This is a genomic window from Cuniculiplasma divulgatum (assembly GCF_900083515.1).
Taxonomy (GTDB): domain Archaea; phylum Thermoplasmatota; class Thermoplasmata; order Thermoplasmatales; family Thermoplasmataceae; genus Cuniculiplasma; species Cuniculiplasma divulgatum.
This window is the reverse complement of the sequence record NZ_LT671858.1, coordinates 1,560,524-1,585,072: the sequence shown is the minus strand read 5'-3', so window position 1 is coordinate 1,585,072 and position 24,549 is coordinate 1,560,524. Positions and strand designations below refer to the sequence as shown.

Genomic DNA, 24,549 nt, shown 5'->3' with positions numbered 1-24,549 from the left:
AAATCAATCTAATGACAATTCTTTATCTATTTTTTTGATCCTGAGATCGCTTAGGACGAAGTAAAGTATGGAAGAGAACATGAATCCTATAGATACCTCAAAGATGAAATGTATGTCAACGTCAAATATCTCAATGAGAAAATTTGCAAAAATAGGACCCAGTCCCACGGATATAGACTGAACCAGATTGTACATTGATATGGAATTTATTCTTGAGGATTCTGATCTTCCCAGCATTTCATTGAACATAGACAGGGTAAGTCCAGACTGCCCTACTCCATATAATATGGATGGTATAAAAATGAGTGAAGGACTATGAATAAACGGTATTAGCAGGGCAGAGAGGATAATAATAAAAGAATTAATGAGGATAACCTTGAAATTTCCAAGCTTATTTGCAAGTTTTCCCCAGAATATCTGTGAGGCTATGAAAGAAACGGCAATTACAACATACACGATCGTATAGAAACTCTCGCTCTGGTTAAGGTACTGAGGAGAAACAAGATATAGCTGGAAATATGGCATGACCATGCTGTATCCCAGGTTCCATACCAGTGAGAATATGACAAAATAGCTGAATGTTCTGGTCCATTTTTTTCTCGTAGTTGTTCTTTCAGAATCGGGTATGGAATATGGACTAATTCTGGTCATTATGAAAAGGGAAACTGATGAGAATATTAGTGCACCTGAAAGGAAAACAACGATGAATGCAATTTCCTCATCTGTTATTCCGAGGAAGATTCCAAGGGCCAGGGCATATCCTACCAGCGAAAATACCTTCATTACAAAATTCCTGAATGCAAAGTAGCTTGATCTTTTTCTTGCAGGTATGACGCCGGGTACCCACAGTGTCCAGGTTGTTCCACTAAATGATGCAAAGAATGTCCTTGCTGAAAGCAGGATTATAAGAAGTAAATATGTCAGGAGAAGTCCATGGACAAATACAAGAAACACAACAGGAAGCCATAACAGTCTATCCAGAAGGGTTGTATAAACAGTAAGTTTCTTCAAATCCTTCACCTTCCTGGAAAAATATCTGGAAAGATACTGTGCAAGAGGTACTACAAGGACTGGGAAACCTGTAATGTAACCAACAGGAGCACTCTGTCCCAGTAGAAATATGGAAAGAGGTATTACAAAGGGTGTTGTAAGGCTTGAATATATGGACCAGAAAAGTCCATCTGTTACTGATAGATTCGCAGTTGTCTTTATGATATCATCTGATGAAACTGTATAATCCCTGATCTTCCTGTAAATATAAGATCTGTTCGCCTTGGTTTTCATCGACTTCACTCCCATAGCTTTATTAATTCAATATTCAGACTTTTCTTAGTATAACCTGAATTTTTCAAACCATGTATTTCACGGTGATAAAGTCTGTCTATAAATTCACTACTTAAAATAGTATGGAAATAAGAAAAGTTTATCAATGGTCTTTTTAATATCTACGGGAGATGTTATTATGGCAAATAATAATATTAAATTAAAACGGAAAAAAATAACTGGAACTTCCGTGAGGAATAAACTCAAGGTTCTTTCAGTTTTAATGGTTGTGGGAATTTTTGTACTGACTGCATTTGTGACGGTATATGATCACCCAACATTAGGCTCGTCAGGTGTGGTAACTCCCAGTGCATCATCTGGGAATCATGTAACAATAACTGTTTGGGGATCAGGTTCCCCGGGAGGAGAAGAAGAGGTTTTTAACAGCACACTTGCCTATTTTGAGCAGGTATATCCAAACGTGACAGTTGATGATAGTCCTGCCGTTGGTATAGCTTCTACAACTTACACAAGTGCTGCTCATGCAGGAAAAGCTCCGGATATCTACAGGGACAGCAGCGATAACGCCGGTGTTCTTTATGCTGAGGGAACAGTTCTTGCATTGAACAAGTATCTGAATAGTACATATATTAAAAGCTTCAGCCCTGGTACAATAACCGCGTGGAGCGCAAACAACTCTCTGTATGGTATACCTGTTAACACAAACGGTGTTGGTCTTTACTACAACAGTAAATTTGTAAAAACAGCACCAAAAACAGTATACCAGATGATTCAGGATGCGTTGAATGTCACCCATAATACAACATTAAATCCATCTGGATCAGCAACAAAGGTCTGGGGGCTTGCATATGGCCTCGGTACAGATTCAGGATACAGGTCTGCAGCGTGGTTCCCGGCCTTTGGAGGAACATTATTCAACTCAAAGCAGATGCCTGTTCTTAATTCTACAGGGGACATTAAAGCAGTATCATTCCTCTATAATCTAACATACAAATATCACGTAAGTCCAACCGGATTAACAACAATGACACAGCAGTATAATCTGTTTGAAGACAACCAAAGCGCCTTCATGATAGATGGACCATGGGATCAGAGCACATACACCCAATACCTTGGTTCAAATCTTCACGTTACTGCACTGCCATTTAACAACGCAACTGGCCTATGGCCAACACCCATATGGGGATCAGTAGGATATTTCATATCATCACCTCAGGCAAGTGGAATAACATCCTCACAGATATGGGCATCCCTGAAATTCATTGAGATGCTTACAAACACCACGGCACAGATCCATCTGTTTGACAAGGCAGGAGATTTCCCCTCATCCATAGCTGCTGGAAACTATATAACGGCACACAGCAACAATGATCCCCTCATAAAGGGCTGGCTTGATCAGGAAAACCATACAATGCCTCAGCCAGGATTCGTAAATATGAATTATTACTGGCCAAACTTCCATACATATGTTGGAAACCTTTATGATAATGGAACAAACAATGTTTCACAGACCATGAACGATTTCCAGAGAGCCGTTGTTAATGAAATCAACGAGCTTTCAGCAAAACCAACATCCATAAGCATAAGCCTCTATGATATACTGGCAATAGTAGCTGTGGTAATAATAGTAGCAGCAGCTGCTAGCGTTGTATACGTAAGAAGAAAGAAAAAATAATTCAAACCCTAATTTTTTAATTTTTAGAGTGAGTAATATGGTTGAAACAGATGATTATAAGGTGAAAAAAAAGAAGGTAGAGTACAGAAGCATAGTTTATATTTTACCGGCAATAATTGTTCTTGTGTTTCTGGATTTTTATCCAATTTTCGAGAGTGTTTACTACTCTCTTACAGATTTTAATTCTGCACACTTCTTCAATTTCGGGTTTGTAGGTCTTGCTAATTTTATTTATGTGTTCACAAGTTCCGATCTATGGACTGTCATTGGGAATACGCTAGTTTGGAGCATTGGGAGCACAGTGGTAATGGTTCCTGCGGGATTTGCTCTGGCTCTCATTATGAATCAGAAAAAGATGAGAGGAAAGACCATCTACAGAACAATGTATCTTTTTCCATGGGCATTTCCAGCATTCATTACAATACTGGTATGGTCAAATATGCTTGCATATACTGGAGGAGTCGCAAATGAGGTTCTTAACGTAATGGGATTTAAATCTCTAGACTGGCTGACATCCCCAAAATATGCAATGATATCGCTGATCCTTGTTAATTTCTGGCTTTCATTTCCATATTACACATTCGTTTACACTTCTGCTGTTCAGAGCATACCACAGGAATTATATGAGGCTGCAGAGGTTAACGGCTATGGGTCTCTGAGAACACTGACAAGCGTAACTTTACCCTTACTAAGGAGACAGATTGCATTCATAACAATTTTCGGTTTCATATTTACATGGAACAACTTCTACGTACCATTCCTTTTGACTGGTGGAGGTCCTGGCATATCAACGGAGATACTTATCACATACTCATATCTTCAGGCATTTTCCTATTCCAACTACGCACTCGGTGCCGCATACGCTGTAATATCTATAGTCATACTGCTTGTTTTCGTGGTTGTTGCAAATCATTACACGAAGATGATGACCATTCTGGACTGAGGTGAAAAGATGGAAAATAAATTTTCAAATAAAAATAAGACAATGACTGAAAATAGCTTGGAAAATGTTTACAGGATGAACAATTACTACAGAAGAATGAAGATTGTAAAAAGGATAATTTCTCACATAGTGCTGATCATATTCGCAATATTTGCAGTCTTTCCAATATACTATGTATTTATTACATCTCTTAACAGTATAGGATCACTAGCCGAGGCAAGTCTGAGTGATCTGCTACCAACTGCCCATTCCAGTCTTGCCAATTATATCAACATACTGTATCATCATCCGTTCTTCCTGTGGCTAAAAAACACGCTGATATTAACTGGTGTTTCAACAATTATCGGAGTTATGCTTTCAATAACCTCCGGACTGGCACTTTCAAGGTTCAATATACCCTTAAAACATGCTTTCCTGTACATGCTTCTCATACTCACACTGTTTCCATTCACAATGATGGTAATACCATATTACTTCATGTTTGCACAGCTCCATCTTCTTGACTCATATATCGGTCTGATAATACCATATTCCGCAGGGGCACTGATCTATTCATCCTATCTCATAAAGAATTACGTGGACAATCTGCCTAAGGATTATGAGGAAGCAGCCCAAATAGACGGATTAAGTAGAAGATCTGCCCTGTTCAGGATACTTGTACCCATGTCAAAGCCTGTAATCATATTTGCAATGCTAATAGCATTCATGGGTCCATACACCGATTATGCACTGGCCGGGCAGTTTATCACATCAAAGAGCCTCTACACTATGGCAATCGGGCTTTATTACGTTTCCCAGGGAGATATAGTGATAAATTACGGTACTTATTCAGCATTTGCGGTTCTAATGGGAATACCAATATTCATACTATTCTTTGTGTTCCAGAGATATCTTGTATCGGGATTCAGCCTGTCCACATACAAGTAAATATTTAATTTTAAACATTATTTTTACTACTTAAAATAGTCACTTTTTCGAAAAACTGATATAAGTTAAATGACATCACTAATGGATAATGCATGGAGAAACTTGTTTTACAGGACGTTGTGAGGATATTCAAGAAGAACGTTGGTGTACTTGGAGTCAGTCTAGAGGTAAAGGAAGGTGAATTCTTTGTAATACTGGGGCCAAGCGGTTGTGGAAAGACAACAACACTGAGAATGATTGCCGGTCTAGAAACAGTGGATAGTGGTCATATATTTCTTGATGAGAGAGAAATCACAAACTTTCCACCAAAGCTAAGAAACATATCCATGGTCTTCCAGAATTATGCACTTTACCCTTTTATGACAGTGAAGGACAATATACTTTTTCCACTGAAAATTCTTAAAATGCCAAAATCTGAAATGGATCAAAAAGTGGAAGAAATTGGAATGAAACTCGGTATCATGGAACTTATGGACAGGAAGCCAGGGGAAATATCTGGTGGACAGAAACAGAGAGTTGCACTTGCAAGATCTCTGGTAAGAGAACCAAGTTTGTTTTTAATGGATGAACCTTTAAGCAATCTGGATGCTAAACTTAGGGGACAGATGAGGGTGGAATTGAAGAGGTTACAGAGGGAATTCAACACAACAACTGTGTATGTAACCCATGATCAGGTGGAGGCAACAACACTTGCTGACAGGGCATGCCTCATGAATGGAGGAAAAATAGTTCAGATGGGAAATCCAAATGATCTGTACACATTGCCGGTGAATACATTTTCAGCAACCTTCCTTGGAGATCCTGCAATGAATATGATTCCGGGGGAGATCACAGTGAAGGATGGAAAAACATACCTGACGGTTGAAGATTTCGCCGTAGAAATGCCAGATATTCATACAGAAAGAGAGACTCCCAGGGACGTCATGGTCGGGATGAGGCCTGAGGATGTACAGCTTGGTGATGATGGTATCGCTGTTGAGTTGAACCTGATTCAGAATCTGGGAAAGAGTATATATGAATATTTCAAAACACAACATGGTGATAACATAGTAAGGCAGGATGTTGTAAGTTCAAAGCTTGCACTGGGTGACAGGTCCATGGTTGTAATTGATCCAAAATCCATATACCTGTTTGAAACAAATACCGGCAGTCTGATATATAGATACGGAAGGAAGAAATATCAGGAAGAAGATATGCCTAAGGCAGTCAACTAAATTATCTAAAACAATACCCATTAATCGAACTATGTTGGAAAGTCAATATCTTCAATAAAAATGAATGGAGAATGCTTCTGGGCTAATGGATGTTGATTTTTCATCTATTGAATTCAAGGACTTCTTTTCTTCTGTTTTAATCTCACTGTCACCAAGATTCAGATTCATTTCTATTTTTTGATCTATAGAATACTTCGTTATGTTAATCAGTCCTTTTTTATCCCTGCTAAATCTTATTATCCCGTTGTAGGCAGCAGGATTTTCCTTTCTGATTTTTACCAATTCCCTGAATTTCAGATAGAATTCACTTCCAACCTTTTCCCACTCCATCGTACGCCTGCAGTCAGGATCAGGACCACCTTCCATTGATAGCTCATCACCGTAATATATGCTTGGCATTCCATCCATTATCATGATTATTCCATAGGCTGCCATGGCAAGTTTCTCGCTTCCAAGGATGGTCCTTATTCTGGGTGTATCATGAGAATCAATGATGTTCATCATCTTTCCGTATACATCATCCCCAAGTATAAATCTCATATTCAGGAGTTCGCTGTTCATTCTGTTAGGACTAATTTCCTTATTCATAAGGGAAATGATCAGTTTTCGCAATCCATAGTTCATGGATGATGTGTATAATCCTTTGCGAAAGAATATATCAGAAACGCACCAAACTTCAGCAATATGGCCTATTTCAGGAAATTTTCCCTTGAACTTCATGAATATCTCACCTATGCTATTCAGATTTATCGAATCAGCAACATCATATCTTAAAAATGAAATATTTAATCTTTCTGCATAAAATTTCATCACGTCAAGCATAAATTTCTTCACGGATTCGTTTCTGTGATTCAGCTTGGGCATGCCTCCATTATCAAAGAAAGATTCATAGAACGCATCTGTTTTTCCATCTTTTACAGGCCATCTTATCCTCATTCCTTCATCTGTATCCTTTATGAATTTGTACCAGCTCTGATCGTGGGGTAACTTTTCCCTGAGTTCTCTTACAAACTGTGGAAAATATATGGATGTGTGGTTGAAAACCATATCAAGGATCATTGAAATTTTATCTTCCTGTAATTTTTTGGATAAAGTGGTTAGCTGGTCAAGGGTTCCAAATCTGCGGTCTACGGAGAAATAATCATCTATATCATAACGGTGATTACTCCTGGAACTGTAGAAAGGAGTGAGGTAAAGATGATCCACACCGAGATCTGCTAGATATGGTATCTTTTCTATAATCCCCTCTATGTTACCTCCAAAGAATGAATTTCTCTCTGGAGGTTCACCCCATTTTGTGAATTCGGCATCTGGTGAACCCTTCCTGTTGAATCTATCGGGGAATATCTGATATATAATATTCGATGATTTATTTGCCTCATCCCTAGCAGGCGGAGTAAAAGGTCCGTATCTATTTCCATGGTCGTCATAAAAAATATACTTTCCATCAGTCCTGCTTATAAATTCAAAGAGATTGTAATCGCTGGACCTGAATTTGAAATCATTATTTTTCTTCCTGCTCCCAACCTGTTCAATTTTCACACTCAGAACATCGGGAGGTGTTATGCATCTTATTACAAAAAAGCCACCATTTCTGGAAAAAAAGCGGGAAGAATCTGGATCGTGAAAGAAGTATTCCTGTTTTATATGGAGAGTCACAGGTTTTTTTATTCTTTCCCTGTGTTCGTTGAAGAGGTTGTACTGATTTACCGAATAAAAAAAGTTATATGTTCCAGGCAGGAGTTTCAAAGTAACTTCCCAATTCCTGCCATCATCAGTTTTCTGGAGTTCAACACTTCCATCACCATTGCAGTTAAAGCTACCCTTCAGATAGCATGATTCTTCACCTTCCTCAAAGGGTAAGGAGAATAAGATCTGTTTATGAATCCCAGATTCACTCATGATCTGTATTTTTCCTGCCTTTTATAATCTTTGCCTTCAGCCCTTCTGGTGAAACCTTAACACTTCCTGATTCAGCTGTGATCTCATATTTCCTGTCGTTGAAGAACAGGGTGAATTTGCCAGATCCAATTACAACAGCTTCACCTCTGAAGAGGAAGCATGAGTTATCCTTTACATATATGGGGTAATTATTTTCTGTCCTGAAGTAACAGCTGCCGTCCAGCATTATCTCCTTCTCGAAGTCGTACCATCTTCCTTCTGGCAGATAAACAGTTCTTTCTGTGGTATTTTCGTATATCTGGGGTGCATAAATGATGTTATCACCAAGATAGTATTCATCCTCAATGAAGAAGCTTTCATTATCCCTGAAGTTCTGGAATGAGACCGGGGAAACAGTTGGAGTACCAAGCTTATGTGACAGATATATTACACTGTAAATCTGATCAAGAAAGTCATATCTTAAATGCACACTGGTCTCAATGTCGGTCTTTGACCTGTTTGACAAAAGAAACACCTCCTGATCATTGCCATCCATTGATTTATGGTTTCTGTACAGTGGGAAGAGAAGGGCCATCCTGTAGTATGCAGCTATGAGTTCTGGTGAGCTGCTCCCGAAGAAACCCCCAAGATCACAGCCCACAACCGCAACACCCGAAATTGAGAGATTGGTAACTATGGAAATCTGCAATTTCACATCATCCCATGTGGACATGTTATCTCCTGTCCAGATGGCTGCATATTTCTGTATGCCGGAGTACCCTGACCTGCTGAGTATGAATGGGTCTTTTCCTGACTCTTCCATTGCCTCGTAGGTTGCCCTTGATTGAAAATATGGATATGCATTCCTTACCTTCCTATGTTGAATCATTTTCCCATCATCCATCCTGTGGAGTGATTCCGGATCGAACATGTGATCCTCTGTGAGAATTGTGGGTTCATTCATATCAAGCCAGATGCCATCCACACCCTGCTTCATCCAAGATCTGACTTCACCCTTCCAGAAATTCTGGCCATTCCTGTTTATGAAATCTGGAAATACAGATTTTCCTGGCCACATCTTATCTGTGTATATGTCCCTGTTGCTATCCTCCACGTATGATCCTAAGCCTCTCCTGAAAATATCATAATTCTGCTCTGCCTTGATTGATGGATCAACAATGGGAATAACCTTCACACCCATTTCATGAATCCTCTTTATAAAATCTGAACCATCTCCAAATCGTTCATTATTCCATGTGAATAGCTTGTAGTCCTCCATGTAGTGAATATCCAGATATATGGATTCAACGGGTAGAAAATCTCTGTATCTCTTAACTACATCAACTGCAACATCTGAGGGATAGTAGGTATATCTGGAGATTGCATGCCCAATGCTCCATTTTGGTGGAAGAAATGTTTTCCCAGTCAGGCTGGAATAGGATTTTAATATTTCTTCCGGTGTGCCGCCCGTAAATATGAAGAATTCAACAGAATTGGACTTAACTGTGATCTTTGTTTTGTTGTATACCTCCACTCCGAAATCAAATATGATCTCTCCTGGATAGTTTACGAATACACCCATGGGCTTTCCATCAACAACCTGAAAGTAGAATGGTATTGAAATGTATAATGGATCATTATTTCTGCCGTATCCTCCTGGATCCCTGTTCTTCGATATGAGTTTCTTCCTCTTCCTGTCCATGCCAATTGCCCTTTCTCCAAGTCCAAGTATGTGGGCATTGAGCGGAAGTGGAATCAGGAGAAGAAGTTCATCTGGATTCTCCCTGATCTCGATACCAAAATCCTTCAGATTCTGTTCCACCGGTTTTTCAGAATCATCATTGAAGGAAACAAGTGGTTCATTATTATTTATATTATACCTGAAATAAGCGCTGTTTGACCAGCTTTTTATATCCATTAAAGGCTAAGTCATATTGGGGATATAATTCTTTTTAAAAATTTAATCTAAATCATTGCAAAGTGCGTGAAAATGCTTACTTATAATGCTATTATATATAATATAATAATAATTTATATTAAGTAAAACAGACAACTCAAAGTAGTATTATTTTCGCAGGATAAACAAAATTCAAAAAATCATGATCGTGTTAGTGTTCATTTATGGATGATAAATCTATGTGGGAGCCAAAAAAATTTACAATTGATCAGCTCAGTATCTCTATCTCCTTCATGGCAATGTCCTCTTCCCTTGCAGTCTTTCCGCCAACGGAGTATGTCTTCTTTCCAGTTTGTATGTAAATAGAATGTTTAAGTCCATTTACTATCTCTACTCTGTTAATGATGCCATTTACGGTTATCTCCTTTCCATTTCTCCACCCACTCAGCCGACACCTTATTCCATCTGATACCCTGTAAGTCATATTCAGTGCATCACAAAGAAGCCAGGTGGTTCTGAAAGTGTGCTTTGAAAGGGTCTCAGGTGCTGAATAGATACTTGATGGTTCCCAAATTGTGTGATAAAAGAAGTATCCTGTTATGTGAATTATCTCATCTTCTTCATTCAGCAGTGCATAATCCTTCATTTCCATTGTCTTGCCGACGCTGATTATGGCCATTGACCTGTCTGTTATGAGCACCTCTGAAGTCATACCATTTCTTACCTTGATTATGGCACCCCTGAAATCATCGAGCAGCTTTTTGTCAAGTTCTGGAAATATAACAATTGCAACGGTAACTCCCCTTGAAATGGCATTTATAAGGTTCTCTCTCATTCTGATCAGCCTGGTCTTGCTGCAGGATATTATGATCTCATCCCTTGCGCTGTCAATTCTCTTTCTCATCTCATTTATGATTACCTTTTCCGTCTCCATGAGCCACAGGTATGGCTTAGAACTGGAATTCACTGTTCTAGTTTTTTGCACTATTTTCTTTATTCTGCCTATGCCTGTGTTAAGTTCCTTCACCCTCATGCCCAGAGATGCCTCAATGTCCCTTGCCCTGTACATCTTTTTCTTCCCTGGGCTTTCGTCAACCATACCCTTTTCCTTTAATTTGCCAAGAACATCGTAAACCCTCGGTTGAGGTATTCCAGATATGGAGACTATTTCTCCAGGTGTGAGTGAATCGTTGAGAAGTAAAGATTCCATCACCCTTGACTCGTAATCAGTAAGACCAAAATCCTTCAGTATGTCAAAAAGTTCTGAGCCCATGGGGATACCCTATAATAATGCGTTTGTCCGTATTTAATGTTTCATCCTACACATCCTATTTGAAGTAATTGTTTTAATAAAATCAAAGCTCTATGTGTTGGATATTTGTAATTGTTGTCTGTAAAAAACTAAATATACAGTTCAGTTTATCAGTCCTTATCATGGATTATAATTTAAACGAAGAGTATGAAAGTTTTTTTCAGAGAGCCACTGGGAATCAACCATATCCATATCAGTCCAATTTTGCTAAAAGTAAAAACTTATATCAGTGGATCAATGTTCCAACAGGTCTTGGAAAGACTGCCAACATAGTAATAGGATGGGTTTGGAGGAGGTTTTATCAGGAAGAGAACTCAAGAAATGCTACTCCGAGGAGGTTAGTTTACGCTCTTCCGATGAGGGTTATAGTAGAGCAAACAAGAGACAGTGCAATATTATGGTTAAATAATTTAGGTCTTCTTTCCGGAGAATTAGAATTGGACAAGATAAATCATTCAAAGATAATTAAATACACCCCGGATTTCACGAAAAAGGGGAAAATTTCCGTAGTTACACTAATGGGAGGAGAAGAGACCATTCCATGGGATATTTTTCCAGAAAGTAATATGATAATAGTAGGAACACAGGATATGCTGCTGTCTAGAGCTCTGAACAGGGGATATGGAATAAGCAGATATAGATGGCCAATCCAGTTTGGATTATTGAATAATGACACTCTGTGGGTGTTAGACGAAATTCAACTAATGGGTTCAGGATTAACTACAAGCATTCAACTAGATTCTCATAGAAATTATTTTGGAATGATCAAGGAAGCCCACTCAATATGGATGAGCGCTACCTTAAACAAGCAGTGGTTTTACACTGTGGACTTTAAAGGGAATATATCAGATGAAGAAATATTAACACTGTCCAAGGATGACAAAGAAAATATAAAAATAAATAAAATAATAAATTCAACTAAAATGGTGACGGCTTCAAAGAATAATGCATTAGAAAGTTATGAACTTGCAATAGAAATAATTGAAAATCACAAGACAGACTCTAGAACCATTGTAATAGTAAATACCGTGGAAAGAGCCAAAACTTTATTCCAAAACATTCAGAAATTATTATCCAAACGAAGAAATACAGAACACATAAGGGTACCTGATATTTTGCTTTTGCACTCACAATTTAGGCCAGTGGATAAAGAAAAAATTATTCAAAAAATAGTAAATGATATCGAAAGCAACGACAGTATAATAATAACAACTCAGGTAATTGAAGCAGGGGTTGATATTTCATGCAGAACTTTGTTCACAGAAATTGCACCCTTGCAATCACTTGTACAGAGATTTGGAAGATGTAACCGATCTGGAGAATATGATCAGTCAGATATTTTCTGGGTTGATCCTGTTGATAAGAAAGGTAGAACTATGTCAGCCCCATATGAAACAATAGAAATTGAGAAGTCCAGAAAATTCCTTAAGGAGATCGATGGAAAACAGTTCTCATTATCAGGTATTAACGGTTTTGACTTTGAAATCAGAAATGATGGATCCCTTAGAAGAAAAGATATTTTAGAACTATTTGACACATCACCCGATCTAACCGATTATGATATAGATATCTCAAGATTTGTAAGAAATTCTGACGAAAGGCATGTTTCAGTTTTCTGGCGTGATTTAGATCGGGAAAATTTAAAAAAGGAGAATTTACCGGAAAGGGATGAACTTTGCCCTGTTCCACTAAACGAGTTAAATGAACTATTGAAAAATTCTAAGGATGAAAGATTGTATAAATGGGACTGGATAAATGGAGGATGGAACATGCTCATGAAGGGAGAAAGGCTATATCATGGCCAGATAGTGATGCTAGACTCAAAAAAGGGGCATTATTCTGAGGTGATGGGCTGGTCTCTAAAAGATAAAAACGAGGTTCCTATTGTTGCAAAAAATCAAAGTTCAGGAAACACAAGAGAAACATGTAGTTTTAATGACGATAATCCGTCACAATTTCCATGGAAGTCAATTTACGAGCATACGGAAGAAGTAGTCAACAAATGTCGTGATATAGTAAAGGTTATAGGTATTCCTCAAAATTCGAAAAAATTTGAGGATGCTCTTCTAAAGGGAGCCCTATGGCATGATGTAGGCAAGGCACATCCAGCATTTCAATCAAAAATTAATAAACTTGAAGGGGTTCCAAAAGAGATCGAAGAAAACCAGATAGCAAAAGCTCCCTATGATAAATGGATAAACCATCCAGAAGGTGGAAGAAAGTACTTCCGTCATGAGCTAGCCTCAGCTCTAATAGCGATTCAAAATGGAGTCGACCCTATTGCAATTTTTCTTGCACTATCTCATCACGGAAAAATTAGGACATCTATCAGGTCTATGCCAGGAGAAAAAATACCTACAGATGAGAAAATAAGATTTGCAAAGGGTGTATGGGATGGAGATAAAATAAAAAAAGTAAATCTCCCTAACGTTACAATTAATAATGTCATTCTAGATCTGGATTTAATGGAACTGGGCTCAGAATCTATGAAAAAAAGCTGGGTACAGACCGTTTTAAATATGGTTAAAGATAAAGAAATAGGCATTTTTAGGTTAGCTTATTTGGAATCTCTATTGAGGGCTGCAGATCAAAGGGCAAGTGGTGGTTTATAATGGAACATAAATTATATGGCTGTCAGACAGAGCCCCTCAGTTCCTACTTAAAAGCTTTGGGCATATTCAAAATACTTTCTGAGCAGAAAGATGAAGAAGTAATGTGCAAGTGGGAGAATAATCACTTAGTAATAAAAACTAAGTGTGAGCAAGATGAATTAATTAGATTTTTTTCAGAAGAATATAGCCCGTCCCCAATAATGTCTCCTTGGAACGGTGGAAGTGGCTTTTATCCTAATGACTCTGAAGCAAAAGAAAACATAAATAAAATTTTAAATCTCGGAGATAAAAGATTTTGTGACTTCATTTCTACCTACAAGTTGATTAAAGAAACACTTGGAAAATCATTTCCAGAGATTTTTGGTTCACCCCTAACTCTAGAGGACTTAATTGAAAAGTTCACTGAGAAAGGGAAAAACAAGGAAATAGAAAAGATAAAGAAACTTAAGGGGAAAATAATTACAGAATTAGAGAATTCAGACAAAATAGATAAAGAGAGCATAGAAACTTTAAGTGCGGTTGGAAATTCTAAGTTAAAGTCAGAAATTAAAGAGATTGGAAAATTGAATAATGATTTTTATCAAATTATGAGGGATGAATACAAAAGTAAAATTGTGACAAAATTAAGGGATACTATAAATGAAAGGTATCTAGAGTGGATCGATGCATCCATACTCGTCAACGCAGAAGGGAAACCTGTTTTCCCTCCGTTGTCTGGTAGCGGTGGAAATGAAGGTAGGTTGGATTACTCAAGTCTGTTTATAGCTTCTCTAACTAAGGTGTTTGTAAACAAGACAAATTCAAGTACTGAATTACTGAGAAATTCACTATTTGGAGACTTAACCGATAAATTACAGGAATCGGCCGTTGGTAAATTTGATCCAGGAAAAGCTGGAGGTTTCAATCAGGGTAATGAAATAGAAACAAAAATCGTTAAAATAAATCCATGGGACATTATTCTTATGATGGAAGGAATTCTTATCTGGAGCAATTCCATAGGAAGAAGGAATGCCATTAGAGAAACAAAAATCGTTACACCATTCACTGTCTCATACTCTCCTTACGGATATGAGTCTTCAAACGTTTCGGATTTCAAGAAATCGTTGGAAATATGGGCACCAATATGGAATAACTATGCATACGCGGACGAACTAAAGTCGCTATTCAAGGAAGGAAGGGTAGCCTTGAGGGGAAAAGTTGTGAAAAAGGGACTGGACTTCTTTCAAGCCATAAATTCCCTAGGAGTGGATAGGGGCATAACTGGATTCCTGAGATATTGTTTTCTTGTAAGAAGGGGTCAGTCATATATAGCGTTGCCATCTGGCCTGCATAGAGTTAAATATAGCAAATATGTAAATTTAATTGAAGATCTGGACTTAGTATATCGGACATTTGAACAAAATCTGAAAGTAATTCAGGGGACGGGAAAAACCCTGCCTCAAATATATGAATCCATAAAAAGAAATATGTATGAATCCACATATGATCTTCTAAATAACGGGAATCCTCTAACTGCTGTACGATTGCTAAGGGCCATTGGAAGGGCAGAAATGTCTTTTTCCAGAGTTAGGGGTAAATATGAAAATAAGGGAGGGCAGAAACTCAGGCCATTGTTTGGACTGAGTACAAACTGGATAAATAAATCCGATGATAAGAGTAGCGAGTTTAGGATAGCTCTTTCCCTTTCTTCAATAGGGAGAACAGAAAAGGTTGGTTCATTTCGGTCAAATATTGAAGGGACAAGTCTTCAGGATGACAGAAAATGGGATGATAATATAGGTCAGTTTTCGTGGACTGGAGCTAACCTTACAGAAAAATTGATAAATACACTAATAAAGAGATTGACCGAGGCTCAATCAAACAAAAATTCTACTTTCCCCTTCTTTTCTAGGATCAAATTAAGTCTTAATGATGTGATGAAATTTATAAATGGCGAAATAGATGAAAGATGCATTGAAGAACTATTGTTTGCATTTTCATTAATTAGATGGGACGATAACAAGTCATCACAAAACATAATGGAAATGAATGACTATATTTCAATAAACTCATCCTTTGATTATCCAATAGATAGGCTCTGGGCATTGGTAAGGCTATATCTTTCTCCGGAGCAATTTTCTCAAAACTCAAAGGTTAGTTTTAATCCAGACAGGAATCTGATAAATCTGCTCTTATCCGGCAAATCTAGAGAAACATTTAGATTGGTGAATATTCAGATGTTGAAACAAAACGTATTTCCTATAAAGATAGATAATGATAAGCCTATGGATAAAAGGTATGTGGCTTCTCTACTATTTCCATTAAGGGAAAAAGATTTTAAGGAGTTAAAGAGTATGGTTTTAAGGAAAGTTGAGGTCAATGATAAATAAAAAATTCGATTATAAAATATTGATTGAAGAGCCAAGGCTGTTAATGGATGTTAAGCTCAAGCCAACACAAGGTGATAGGTTTCAGCCAACAGGGTTTCCAGAAATAGGTGCAGCTGAGTTTCAAAGACCAGACGGAACAAGGATGGTTCTAGTAGAAAGCGCCCAATCCATGGCCAATCGGCTCGAATCAACTATAATTGGTGCAGATGGATACAATGTGATAGAAAGTCTGAAGGGAATTTCATATATAGTATCTGAACTGTCAGCTGATGGAGAGTTAAAATTTACATCATCTCTCATCGAGGCACATAGAATGAACTCGCCTTACATAATATCAGATAAAAACTTCAGGGAAGAATTAAAGAAGGAAGCCTCGTATTTCAAAGGTCAGCCTATGAACTGGAAAAAGGTGGCAAAGGCAGTCTTTAAATACGATGTTAATTCCTTAATTCACGGAGTTTTTATGGCAAATCTTGAAGATGGCAGGTTAAAACTACCAAGAATTCTAAGCTCTTTTATAGAAGCTGAAAATATAAGGGAAGTTTCCACTGGAGGGGTTAAAAATAATCCAATAGACCCAACAGGAAAACTGAGGACAAATGAAATTACAAAAGATGTGTATGGAAACGTACCCTATCACAGGACTGAGTTTACTGCAGAGAGTATAAATGCCTATTTCAATATAGATACGTCTCTTCTGAAAAGTTATGAGCTTGGAGAGAATGAGACAAAGTTGGTGTTCTTTCTCTGTATGTTGAAGATAAGAAAATTTCTTGACAGTTCTCTCAGACTTAGGACTGCATGCGATCTGATGGTTGATAGCAATATTGTATTTAATATAGAAAAAGACGAATATGTAGAATTTCCAGAGGAAAAAGAAATAATGGAAATCCTCAGCGACCTCATCAAAAAATGTGAACATAGTTTCAGCACTCCTCCTGTTACAAAACTGCAGGTCAAGGCAAAATGGAAAAAAGAGGGGGAAAAGCCAAATAATAGCGAGGAGAATATAGATAAAGAAAATGAAGATGATACATTAGAAGATGAATAAATGATGCTTTATGATAGCCTTCAAAATAACACTATTATCAGGTAGATACCATTCTACCCCCTGGGGGAGAAACGTCAATGAGGGCATCCCAGAATTCCCTCCATCGCCGTATAGAATAGTAAGAGCAATCATTGATTCATGGCTTAGAAAGCGCCCATCCTGGGATATTGATATCCTGCAAACGATAATTGAAAAATTATCTGAAAACCCTCCGCTATTTAGTACACCCAGGTTCACTGAAGGAGTAATACTCAGTTATATGAGTCAAAATTCAAAAGAGATCACTAAAAAGCAGCTTATATATGATGGCTTTATAAGTATCAATCCTGAGGATCAAATATATGTTATCTGGAAGAACGTAGAATTTACAGAAATAGAAGTGCAAAAATTGGAAGAGATATTATCACTAATAAATTACCTGGGCAGAAGCGATTCATGGGTTAAAATTGAAACTCTAAAGGATTTTAAAGAATTTGGAGACAAAATAAATGTTGAGCCTTTACAAGATTTAAATTACTTTGATGGTAACAAGGAAAAAGTCAAGGTTGCAATTCCAATCGCGAAAAAAAATTATAAATATGAAAAAACTGAGTGGTTTGATGCACTAATGCTTAAAACTTCTGATATAATTTATAAGGGAATAAGTTCGCCATATGCATTGGAATTTACATATTACTTAATTGAAAATCCAGAAATAAAAGAAGACAAAAGCAAAAAGTCGTTGGCAGGAAGACTTAAAGTTAAAAATTTTCTTTATTCAATAGATTCCAAGGTTCCACCAATGGCAACAGATTCATTAATCATAGCAGAAAGAATACATAAGAAAATTAATGGCATTTATGGAAAAATGTCTAATAATGGTAGATCAGTAAATTTAAGCGGAATAAATCCTGATGGTTCTATTTCTAAGGGCCATAGGCATATTTTTATCCTTCCCCTTGATCTGAATAATAATGGACGAATAAGTCATATATTAATAAGAAACAAAGAATATTTCACACAGAAGGAACTGCTCGCGCTCGATCGCACAAGATCCATCTGGCAATCAAATGGAAGACCAGATATTAAACTCATTCCGGAAGAGTGGGGCGAAGATAACGAAATAAGTGTCATACAGAAATCAAAAAGATTCAAAAGTATCACCCCTGTGGTATTAACAAGGCATTATAGAAAAGGAAGGGGTGATTATTATCAGTGGTTATGCAATGAACTGAACCATGAATTTGCAAATCATGGATTACCAAAACCAGTATCATTTAAGCTTCTAAATAAATCATCAAAAAATGGTCACAGTTATTACTGGCTAGATTTTAGAAGAAATAGAAAAAATGATCCAGTTAATCTGGGATACGGATTTGAAGTTGTTTTTGAAGATTATGTTCCTGGCCCTTTCTCTGTAGGATATGGAGCCCATTTTGGACTTGGTACATTCATGCCGGTTAAGGAGGTAATGGAAGGTGACAGGGAGTAATGAAGAGGAAAATATAGACTACATACCCCTCAGAATGATAAATGAATTTGTATACTGTCCTAGATTATTTTATCTTGAATACGTAGAGGGATATTTCGAAGATTCTTCTGACACAATAGAGGGAAGAATTAAACACCAGAGAGTTGATAAAGAGAGTGGTGAATTACCAGATTCCGACCAATTTAGCAATGCAAATGATAGAATACATGCAACATCAGTTACATTATCCTCCGAGATCGAACAAATAGTTGCAAAGATTGATCTGATCGAAGGAAATGGAGGAGAGGTCAGGCCTGTGGAATATAAAAAAGGGAGACCGAACGAAAGCAATGGTGGAATTTGGGATTCAGATAAATTACAAGTGACCGTCCAAGCAATGATACTTATTGAAAACGGTTACAAATGCAGCGAGGCCACAGTATATTATGCAGAATCTAATAAAAAAATAAATCTCAAAATAGATGATGCTACAATTGAGTGGGCAAAAAATATTATAAAACAGGCAAGAGATCTTAAAACTAAAAAAATTATACCTGATCCACTAGTAGATAGTCCAAAGTGCATTAAATGCTCCTTAGTTTCAATCTGCCTGCCAGATGAAACACTTTCCTTAAAAATGGAAAAATCTGAAAAATCGGGAGATGAAATAAGGAGATTATTTCCAGCAAGATCGGATAGTTATCCATTCTATGTAGGGGAACAGGGAGCTTATATATCTAAAAAGGGAGAGGAACTGGTAGCCAAAAAGGATAATGTAACAATCGGAAGTTACAGAATAATGGAAATTTCAAGTGTGTCCATATTTGGCAATGTCCAGATTTCAACGCAGGCAATAAAAGAGCTATGTAACAGGAACATTCCTATATGCTATTTTTCATCAGGTGGATGGTTTACAGGTATGACAAATGGAATCTCTGGCAACAATATAGATCTCAGAATAAAACAGTTCGATACAGCATCGCAGAATGAAAAGTCACTAGAAATTGCAAAAGGATTCATTACAGGAAAAATAAAGAATTCTAGAACAATGCTTAGAAGAAACGGAAAGGATATCAAATCTGAAACACTTGAAAATTTAAGTGAACTCTCAAGAAAAATTTTAACATCGAAGAATTTGGGTGAACTATTGGGAATAGAGGGACTTGCTGCCAGAATTTATTTCAGTAATTTCACTAAAATGTTAAAGAGTTCTGAAAATCATGCAGATTTCAATTTTAATAGCAGAAATAGGAGACCACCGAAGGATCCAGTAAACGCAATTCTTTCTTATCTATACTCTATTCTTGCAAAGGACATGACTATTATTGCAGCAACTGTTGGATTTGATCCTTATCTGGGATTTTTACATAAACCAAAATATGGAAAACCTGCACTTGCATTGGATTTGATGGAAGAGTTCAGACCAATAATCTGTGACTCTGTTGTAATTACAGCACTTAATAGCAACGAAATAAACAAGGATGACTTTATTCGGAGGGGGAATTCAGTTGCCTTAACATCTAATGGGAGGAAAAAAACAATAAGGGCATATGAAAGAAGGCTTGATGACCTAATCAGTCATCCACTGTTCAAATATTCTGTTAGCTATAGAAGAGTTTTTGAGGTTCAGGCAAGAATGCTTGCTAGGTACCTAAACGGGGAAATAAAACATTATCCAGTTTTTACAACCAGGTGAAACATGAGAAGAAAATATTTGGTATCCTATGATATAACAGATCAAAAAAGATTAGGACAGATATACAAGAAAATGAAGGGCTATGGAGATGCACTGCAGTATTCTGTCTTTATTTGTGATCTATCCGATAAAGAAAAGATTATTATGATCTCTGAGCTTTCTCACATATTAAATCATTCTGAGGATAGTGTCCTTATTTTTGACCTTGGAAATTCCAGTTCAAAATATCAAGATAAGATAATGTCAATAGGGAAGGTAAAAAAGTTTGAGGATCGTGGAGCAATCATTATATAAAGCTTGAATTTATCCTAATTTACCAATCGGTTTTGATGAAAAACACTGCCTTTGGCAGGAGGTGGAGAATTGGATCTCATCCTGATCGTTAACATCACTGCCTTTTTGCGAGAGGCGAACCTTTGATAATACTTCATTTCCCTCTCGATCTTGGTAATTCACGGTTTATGATGGATTATTCTAATGGGTAGCTTTCCACATCTTACTCTTGTTCCACAGAATATGGCCATTCTCTCGCAAAAATAAATTATCACGTATCAATATTTGAAGTTTTAGCTGCAAAAGTAAACTTTATACAAATACTAGTCATATATACCTGTTTCCATGATTGAATAATCATGGCTCTATTGAAGCGCACCTGAACAGTCAGACAAACTCATGGGAGATCTGGTTTCCATGATTGAATAATCATGGCTCTATTGAAGCATCTAGGCCCTGATCTGGATGATCTGCATCTGTCCAGTTTCCATGATTGAATAATCATGGCTCTATTGAAGCCATTGGTTTGCTGTGTATTGAACTTCCAGTACCATCGAGTTTCCATGATTGAATAATCATGGCTCTATTGAAGCATTGTTTCGCCTTCCTTGTTTGTTCGATCTCCTTTATGTTTCCATGATTGAATAATCATGGCTCTATTGAAGCTGGGATTGAAGGTATCTTCTATTTTCCGTAGGAGTGTTGTTTCCATGATTGAATAATCATGGCTCTATTGAAGCCAGTTCGATTTTTTTATTTTCTATTATCAGGTCTGCTGTTTCCATGATTGAATAATCATGGCTCTATTGAAGCACAGAAGAAATCCCGTGAACAACGGCCCAGTATGGTGTTTCCATGATTGAATAATCATGGCTCTATTGAAGCAAATGCCCTGAATGTGGAGCTGTGAATTCACAATCTGGTTTCCATGATTGAATAATCATGGCTCTATTGAAGCATTCCTCTTCCTGTGGGAGTTCCTCTGCGAGTTTTCTGTTTCCATGATTGAATAATCATGGCTCTATTGAAGCTTTCTGTCATTTCCCGGTCTAGTATGTTTTTGAGGAGTTTCCATGATTGAATAATCATGGCTCTATTGAAGCTTATGGTTCTGGTATCCATGCCTTTAAACTCCTTTATTGTTTCCATGATTGAATAATCATGGCTCTATTGAAGCTTTGATGTTTGTTTCCCTTAAAGGCATTTCTGGAATGGTTTCCATGATTGAATAATCATGGCTCTATTGAAGCTGGGTGTATATCGCATGGCTGTTGCTTATTGTCGATGGTTTCCATGATTGAATAATCATGGCTCTATTGAAGCGTTTATAGTCTGGATAAATGACTTTACTGTTATCTTGTTTCCATGATTGAATAATCATGGCTCTATTGAAGCCATTTCTTCAATTCCTCCTTATTTTTTGAATGATTGTTTCCATGATTGAATAATCATGGCTCTATTGAAGCTCTCAAAACTATTATATCTACTATTCATTTTAAAAAGTTTCCATGATTGAATAATCATGGCTCTATTGAAGCCCAGCTTTTCCAGTTTACAACATTCATATTCCAGATCGTTTCCATGATTGAATAATCATGGCTCTATTGAAGCTGCCACATTTTCATTAGCACTCCGACTTGTATCACACGTTTCCATGATTGAATAATCATGGCTCTATTGAAGCTGCTGTAAACGGTGGAACAGGCTTACTCGGATAACTTGTTTCCATGATTGAATAATCATGGCTCTATTGAAGCCTAATGGTGTTGAAAAACATGCTTCATCTATAGAAGTTTCCATGATTGAATAATCATGGCTCTATTGAAGCACTCGACCCATACTTTGTCAATGCTCTTATGGTAACGTTTCCATGATTGAATAATCATGGCTCTATTGAAGCGAAGAAATTTCATCTGTACGACACGAAATTGGTGTGGCAGTTTCCATGATTGAATAATCATGGCTCTATTGAAGCATGATTGCGTTAAAACTTGCAAGACTTTCCACGGAGGGTTTCCATGATTGAATAATCATGGCTCTATTGAAGCGGCATGATATCATGGCTGTCGCACCCTATCCCATACTGTTTCCATGATTGAATAATCATGGCTCTATTGAAGCCTCCACAGCTCTCCTGACTTTCTCATCAGGGGAAGAACGTTTCCATGATTGAATAATCATGGCTCTATTGAAGCTGGATCAGGCACCGGAAGTCCATTTAGTTCATAGATCTGTTTCCATGATTGAATAATCATGGCTCTATTGAAGCGTGATCACACCTTTCAGGAACCTTATGCAATCTCGTAGTTTCCATGATTGAATAATCATGGCTCTATTGAAGCGTCCCCTGAGCGTGCAGTTCTCGTCCTCAGTACTGGGGTTTCCATGATTGAATAATCATGGCTCTATTGAAGCATGTCGAGACGAACATGACGGTGGCAGAGCTGAACAAGTTTCCATGATTGAATAATCATGGCTCTATTGAAGCGAATTGACGATTGCATTGACATTCTTACCAGTAACTGTTTCCATGATTGAATAATCATGGCTCTATTGAAGCTTCAGTATCATCCTCAGTAAATCCTGCCGATACAGGGTTTCCATGATTGAATAATCATGGCTCTATTGAAGCATCTGGTACAGATTCAGTGTATGTAATCATTCACGATGTTTCCATGATTGAATAATCATGGCTCTATTGAAGCCAGTAAAAGGGAGCCAACCCAGAAAACCTTGGAGGTGGTTTCCATGATTGAATAATCATGGCTCTATTGAAGCGAAGAAAATCTGGATAAAATACTCAAGATAATTCCTTAGTTTCCATGATTGAATAATCATGGCTCTATTGAAGCACGGTTATTGGGTCTTTGTATGTGGTACTTAGTCCGGGTTTCCATGATTGAATAATCATGGCTCTATTGAAGCATTATATGCATTGTGCCAGTGTTTCCATAGAGCCCAAGTTTCCATGATTGAATAATCATGGCTCTATTGAAGCTATATAAATCAATAGAATCGCTTGTTTTCCCTATGTTGTTTCCATGATTGAATAATCATGGCTCTATTGAAGCCCTTACCTGATACGATGGCATGACTTCATTACAAAGTTTCCATGATTGAATAATCATGGCTCTATTGAAGCAGTTTTCAATCCCCTTACATTTGGTAAATATCAACTATGTTTCCATGATTGAATAATCATGGCTCTATTGAAGCTCAATCTTACAGTATGGCTGATGCTCACATGATAAGAGTTTCCATGATTGAATAATCATGGCTCTATTGAAGCACAAGGTCTTCATACATACCTCAATGTGCAGCAACCGTTTCCATGATTGAATAATCATGGCTCTATTGAAGCAATACATCGATATCCTGAAATAAAAGAAAATTCACGTTTCCATGATTGAATAATCATGGCTCTATTGAAGCTTAACAATCCAACCATCTTCAAGGAAGAATTCCTTTATGTTTCCATGATTGAATAATCATGGCTCTATTGAAGCGCTGCAAACTGGATAATAGTATTTGGCATAGTCCTCTTTGTTTCCATGATTGAATAATCATGGCTCTATTGAAGCAAACTGTTTACAACAAAAATCACCATCAAATTTCCATTGTTTCCATGATTGAATAATCATGGCTCTATTGAAGCGTCATTCGATTGACATATTTTGTCATCAGTGATATGAGTTTCCATGATTGAATAATCATGGCTCTATTGAAGCACTACTACTACTAAAATATTTTGAAAAAAAACTATAGTTTCCATGATTGAATAATCATGGCTCTATTGAAGCCCCATGTCTGGATTTTTCTCAAAAGCCGGTAAAACAACGTTTCCATGATTGAATAATCATGGCTCTATTGAAGCGGAGGAGTTTCTGGGATAGGAACAATAACAATGACTTGTTTCCATGATTGAATAATCATGGCTCTATTGAAGCACAAATTCCTCCTTCTGG

The 24,549-nt window shown here is 37.2% G+C and carries 14 protein-coding genes and 1 CRISPR repeat array (1 of these 15 running past the window's edge); of the genes, 10 read left to right on the top strand and 4 right to left on the bottom strand.

Annotated features, from left to right (window positions below):
- Positions 1–3: 3 nt before the first annotated feature.
- The gene (locus CSP5_RS07850) at positions 4–1,284 is read right to left on the bottom strand and encodes an MFS transporter (RefSeq protein WP_172399444.1); all 1,281 of its coding nucleotides are present in this window, start codon (positions 1,282–1,284) and stop codon (positions 4–6) included.
- Between the two features lie 178 nt (positions 1,285–1,462).
- On the opposite strand from CSP5_RS07850, the gene CSP5_RS07845 reads away from it, so the two are divergent.
- From CSP5_RS07845 to CSP5_RS07830, 4 genes are all read left to right on the top strand, one after another.
- Positions 1,463–2,959, top strand: a complete 1,497-nt coding sequence (locus tag CSP5_RS07845) for a sugar ABC transporter substrate-binding protein (protein ID WP_077076889.1) — start codon at positions 1,463–1,465, stop codon at positions 2,957–2,959.
- A gap of 37 nt (positions 2,960–2,996) precedes the next feature.
- Positions 2,997–3,902, top strand: coding sequence for a carbohydrate ABC transporter permease (locus CSP5_RS07840; RefSeq protein ID WP_021790450.1), 906 nt, complete (start codon positions 2,997–2,999; stop codon positions 3,900–3,902).
- A 9-nt stretch (positions 3,903–3,911) separates the two neighbouring features.
- Entirely contained in the window at positions 3,912–4,829 is a 918-nt protein-coding gene (locus CSP5_RS07835) for a sugar ABC transporter permease (protein WP_241869811.1), read from the top strand.
- A 92-nt stretch (positions 4,830–4,921) separates the two neighbouring features.
- Positions 4,922–6,043 carry an ABC transporter ATP-binding protein gene (locus CSP5_RS07830; protein WP_148690067.1) on the top strand — a complete coding sequence of 374 codons (1,122 nt, stop codon included), beginning with the start codon at positions 4,922–4,924 and terminating at the stop codon, positions 6,041–6,043.
- Between the two features lie 51 nt (positions 6,044–6,094).
- Here the strand turns inward: CSP5_RS07830 and CSP5_RS07825 are convergent, their stop codons facing one another.
- From CSP5_RS07825 to CSP5_RS07815, 3 genes are all read right to left on the bottom strand, one after another.
- Positions 6,095–7,945, bottom strand: coding sequence for an alpha-amylase family glycosyl hydrolase (locus CSP5_RS07825; RefSeq protein WP_148690066.1), 1,851 nt, complete (start codon positions 7,943–7,945; stop codon positions 6,095–6,097).
- Complete coding sequence (malA, locus tag CSP5_RS07820) at positions 7,938–9,842, bottom strand: alpha-glucosidase MalA (RefSeq protein ID WP_148690065.1); 1,905 nt, start codon at positions 9,840–9,842, stop codon at positions 7,938–7,940. Before malA ends, CSP5_RS07825 begins: the two co-directional genes overlap by 8 nt.
- A 247-nt stretch (positions 9,843–10,089) precedes the next feature.
- The gene (locus tag CSP5_RS07815) at positions 10,090–11,094 is read right to left on the bottom strand and encodes a TrmB family transcriptional regulator (protein WP_148690064.1); all 1,005 of its coding nucleotides are present in this window, start codon (positions 11,092–11,094) and stop codon (positions 10,090–10,092) included.
- Positions 11,095–11,255: 161 nt separating this feature from the next.
- On the opposite strand from CSP5_RS07815, the gene cas3g reads away from it, so the two are divergent.
- Genes cas3g through cas2 form a run of 6 tightly spaced genes read left to right on the top strand, consistent with a single transcriptional unit; the run spans position 11,256 to position 20,605 of the window.
- Positions 11,256–13,745 carry a type I-G CRISPR-associated helicase/endonuclease Cas3g gene (gene cas3g, locus CSP5_RS07810; RefSeq protein WP_172399443.1) on the top strand — a complete coding sequence of 830 codons (2,490 nt, stop codon included), beginning with the start codon at positions 11,256–11,258 and terminating at the stop codon, positions 13,743–13,745.
- A complete protein-coding gene (gene cas8g1 / locus CSP5_RS07805) occupies positions 13,745–16,114 on the top strand; it encodes a type I-G CRISPR-associated protein Cas8g1/Csx17 (protein ID WP_021790457.1) in 2,370 nt (789 codons plus the stop codon). Before cas3g ends, cas8g1 begins: the two co-directional genes overlap by 1 nt.
- Entirely contained in the window at positions 16,104–17,165 is a 1,062-nt protein-coding gene (cas7g, locus tag CSP5_RS07800; protein WP_021790458.1) for a type I-G CRISPR-associated RAMP protein Csb1/Cas7g, read from the top strand. The genes cas8g1 and cas7g overlap by 11 nt, the downstream gene beginning before the upstream one ends.
- A gap of 10 nt (positions 17,166–17,175) precedes the next feature.
- Positions 17,176–18,636: a type I-G CRISPR-associated protein Csb2 gene (gene csb2 / locus CSP5_RS07795; RefSeq protein ID WP_021790459.1), complete on the top strand. Its 1,461-nt coding sequence runs from the start codon at positions 17,176–17,178 to the stop codon at positions 18,634–18,636.
- On the top strand, positions 18,623–20,311 hold the full coding sequence (gene cas4g/cas1g / locus CSP5_RS07790) for a CRISPR-associated endonuclease Cas4g/Cas1g (RefSeq protein WP_148690063.1): 1,689 nt from the start codon (positions 18,623–18,625) through the stop codon (positions 20,309–20,311). Before csb2 ends, cas4g/cas1g begins: the two co-directional genes overlap by 14 nt.
- A gap of 3 nt (positions 20,312–20,314) precedes the next feature.
- Positions 20,315–20,605, top strand: coding sequence for a CRISPR-associated endonuclease Cas2 (cas2, locus tag CSP5_RS07785; protein WP_021790462.1), 291 nt, complete (start codon positions 20,315–20,317; stop codon positions 20,603–20,605).
- A gap of 318 nt (positions 20,606–20,923) precedes the next feature.
- A CRISPR array of direct repeats spans positions 20,924–24,549; the repeat unit is 36 nt; unit sequence GTTTCCATGATTGAATAATCATGGCTCTATTGAAGC (it continues 565 nt past the right edge of the window).

What these genes read in the sequence shown, in the direction of transcription:
- CSP5_RS07850 (WP_172399444.1), bottom strand. Translation starts at nt 1,284, where the DNA reads ATGAAAACCAAGGCGAACAGATCTTATATTTACAGGAAGATCAGGGAT.
- cas3g (WP_172399443.1), top strand. Translation starts at nt 11,256, where the DNA reads ATGGATTATAATTTAAACGAAGAGTATGAAAGTTTTTTTCAGAGAGCC.
- csb2 (WP_021790459.1), top strand. Translation starts at nt 17,176, where the DNA reads ATGATAGCCTTCAAAATAACACTATTATCAGGTAGATACCATTCTACC.
- CSP5_RS07815 (WP_148690064.1), bottom strand. Translation starts at nt 11,094, where the DNA reads ATGGGCTCAGAACTTTTTGACATACTGAAGGATTTTGGTCTTACTGAT.
- cas2 (WP_021790462.1), top strand. Translation starts at nt 20,315, where the DNA reads ATGAGAAGAAAATATTTGGTATCCTATGATATAACAGATCAAAAAAGA.
- CSP5_RS07830 (WP_148690067.1), top strand. Translation starts at nt 4,922, where the DNA reads ATGGAGAAACTTGTTTTACAGGACGTTGTGAGGATATTCAAGAAGAAC.
- malA (WP_148690065.1), bottom strand. Translation starts at nt 9,842, where the DNA reads ATGGATATAAAAAGCTGGTCAAACAGCGCTTATTTCAGGTATAATATA.
- CSP5_RS07835 (WP_241869811.1), top strand. Translation starts at nt 3,912, where the DNA reads ATGGAAAATAAATTTTCAAATAAAAATAAGACAATGACTGAAAATAGC.
- cas8g1 (WP_021790457.1), top strand. Translation starts at nt 13,745, where the DNA reads ATGGAACATAAATTATATGGCTGTCAGACAGAGCCCCTCAGTTCCTAC.
- CSP5_RS07825 (WP_148690066.1), bottom strand. Translation starts at nt 7,945, where the DNA reads ATGAGTGAATCTGGGATTCATAAACAGATCTTATTCTCCTTACCCTTT.
- CSP5_RS07845 (WP_077076889.1), top strand. Translation starts at nt 1,463, where the DNA reads ATGGCAAATAATAATATTAAATTAAAACGGAAAAAAATAACTGGAACT.
- CSP5_RS07840 (WP_021790450.1), top strand. Translation starts at nt 2,997, where the DNA reads ATGGTTGAAACAGATGATTATAAGGTGAAAAAAAAGAAGGTAGAGTAC.
- cas7g (WP_021790458.1), top strand. Translation starts at nt 16,104, where the DNA reads ATGATAAATAAAAAATTCGATTATAAAATATTGATTGAAGAGCCAAGG.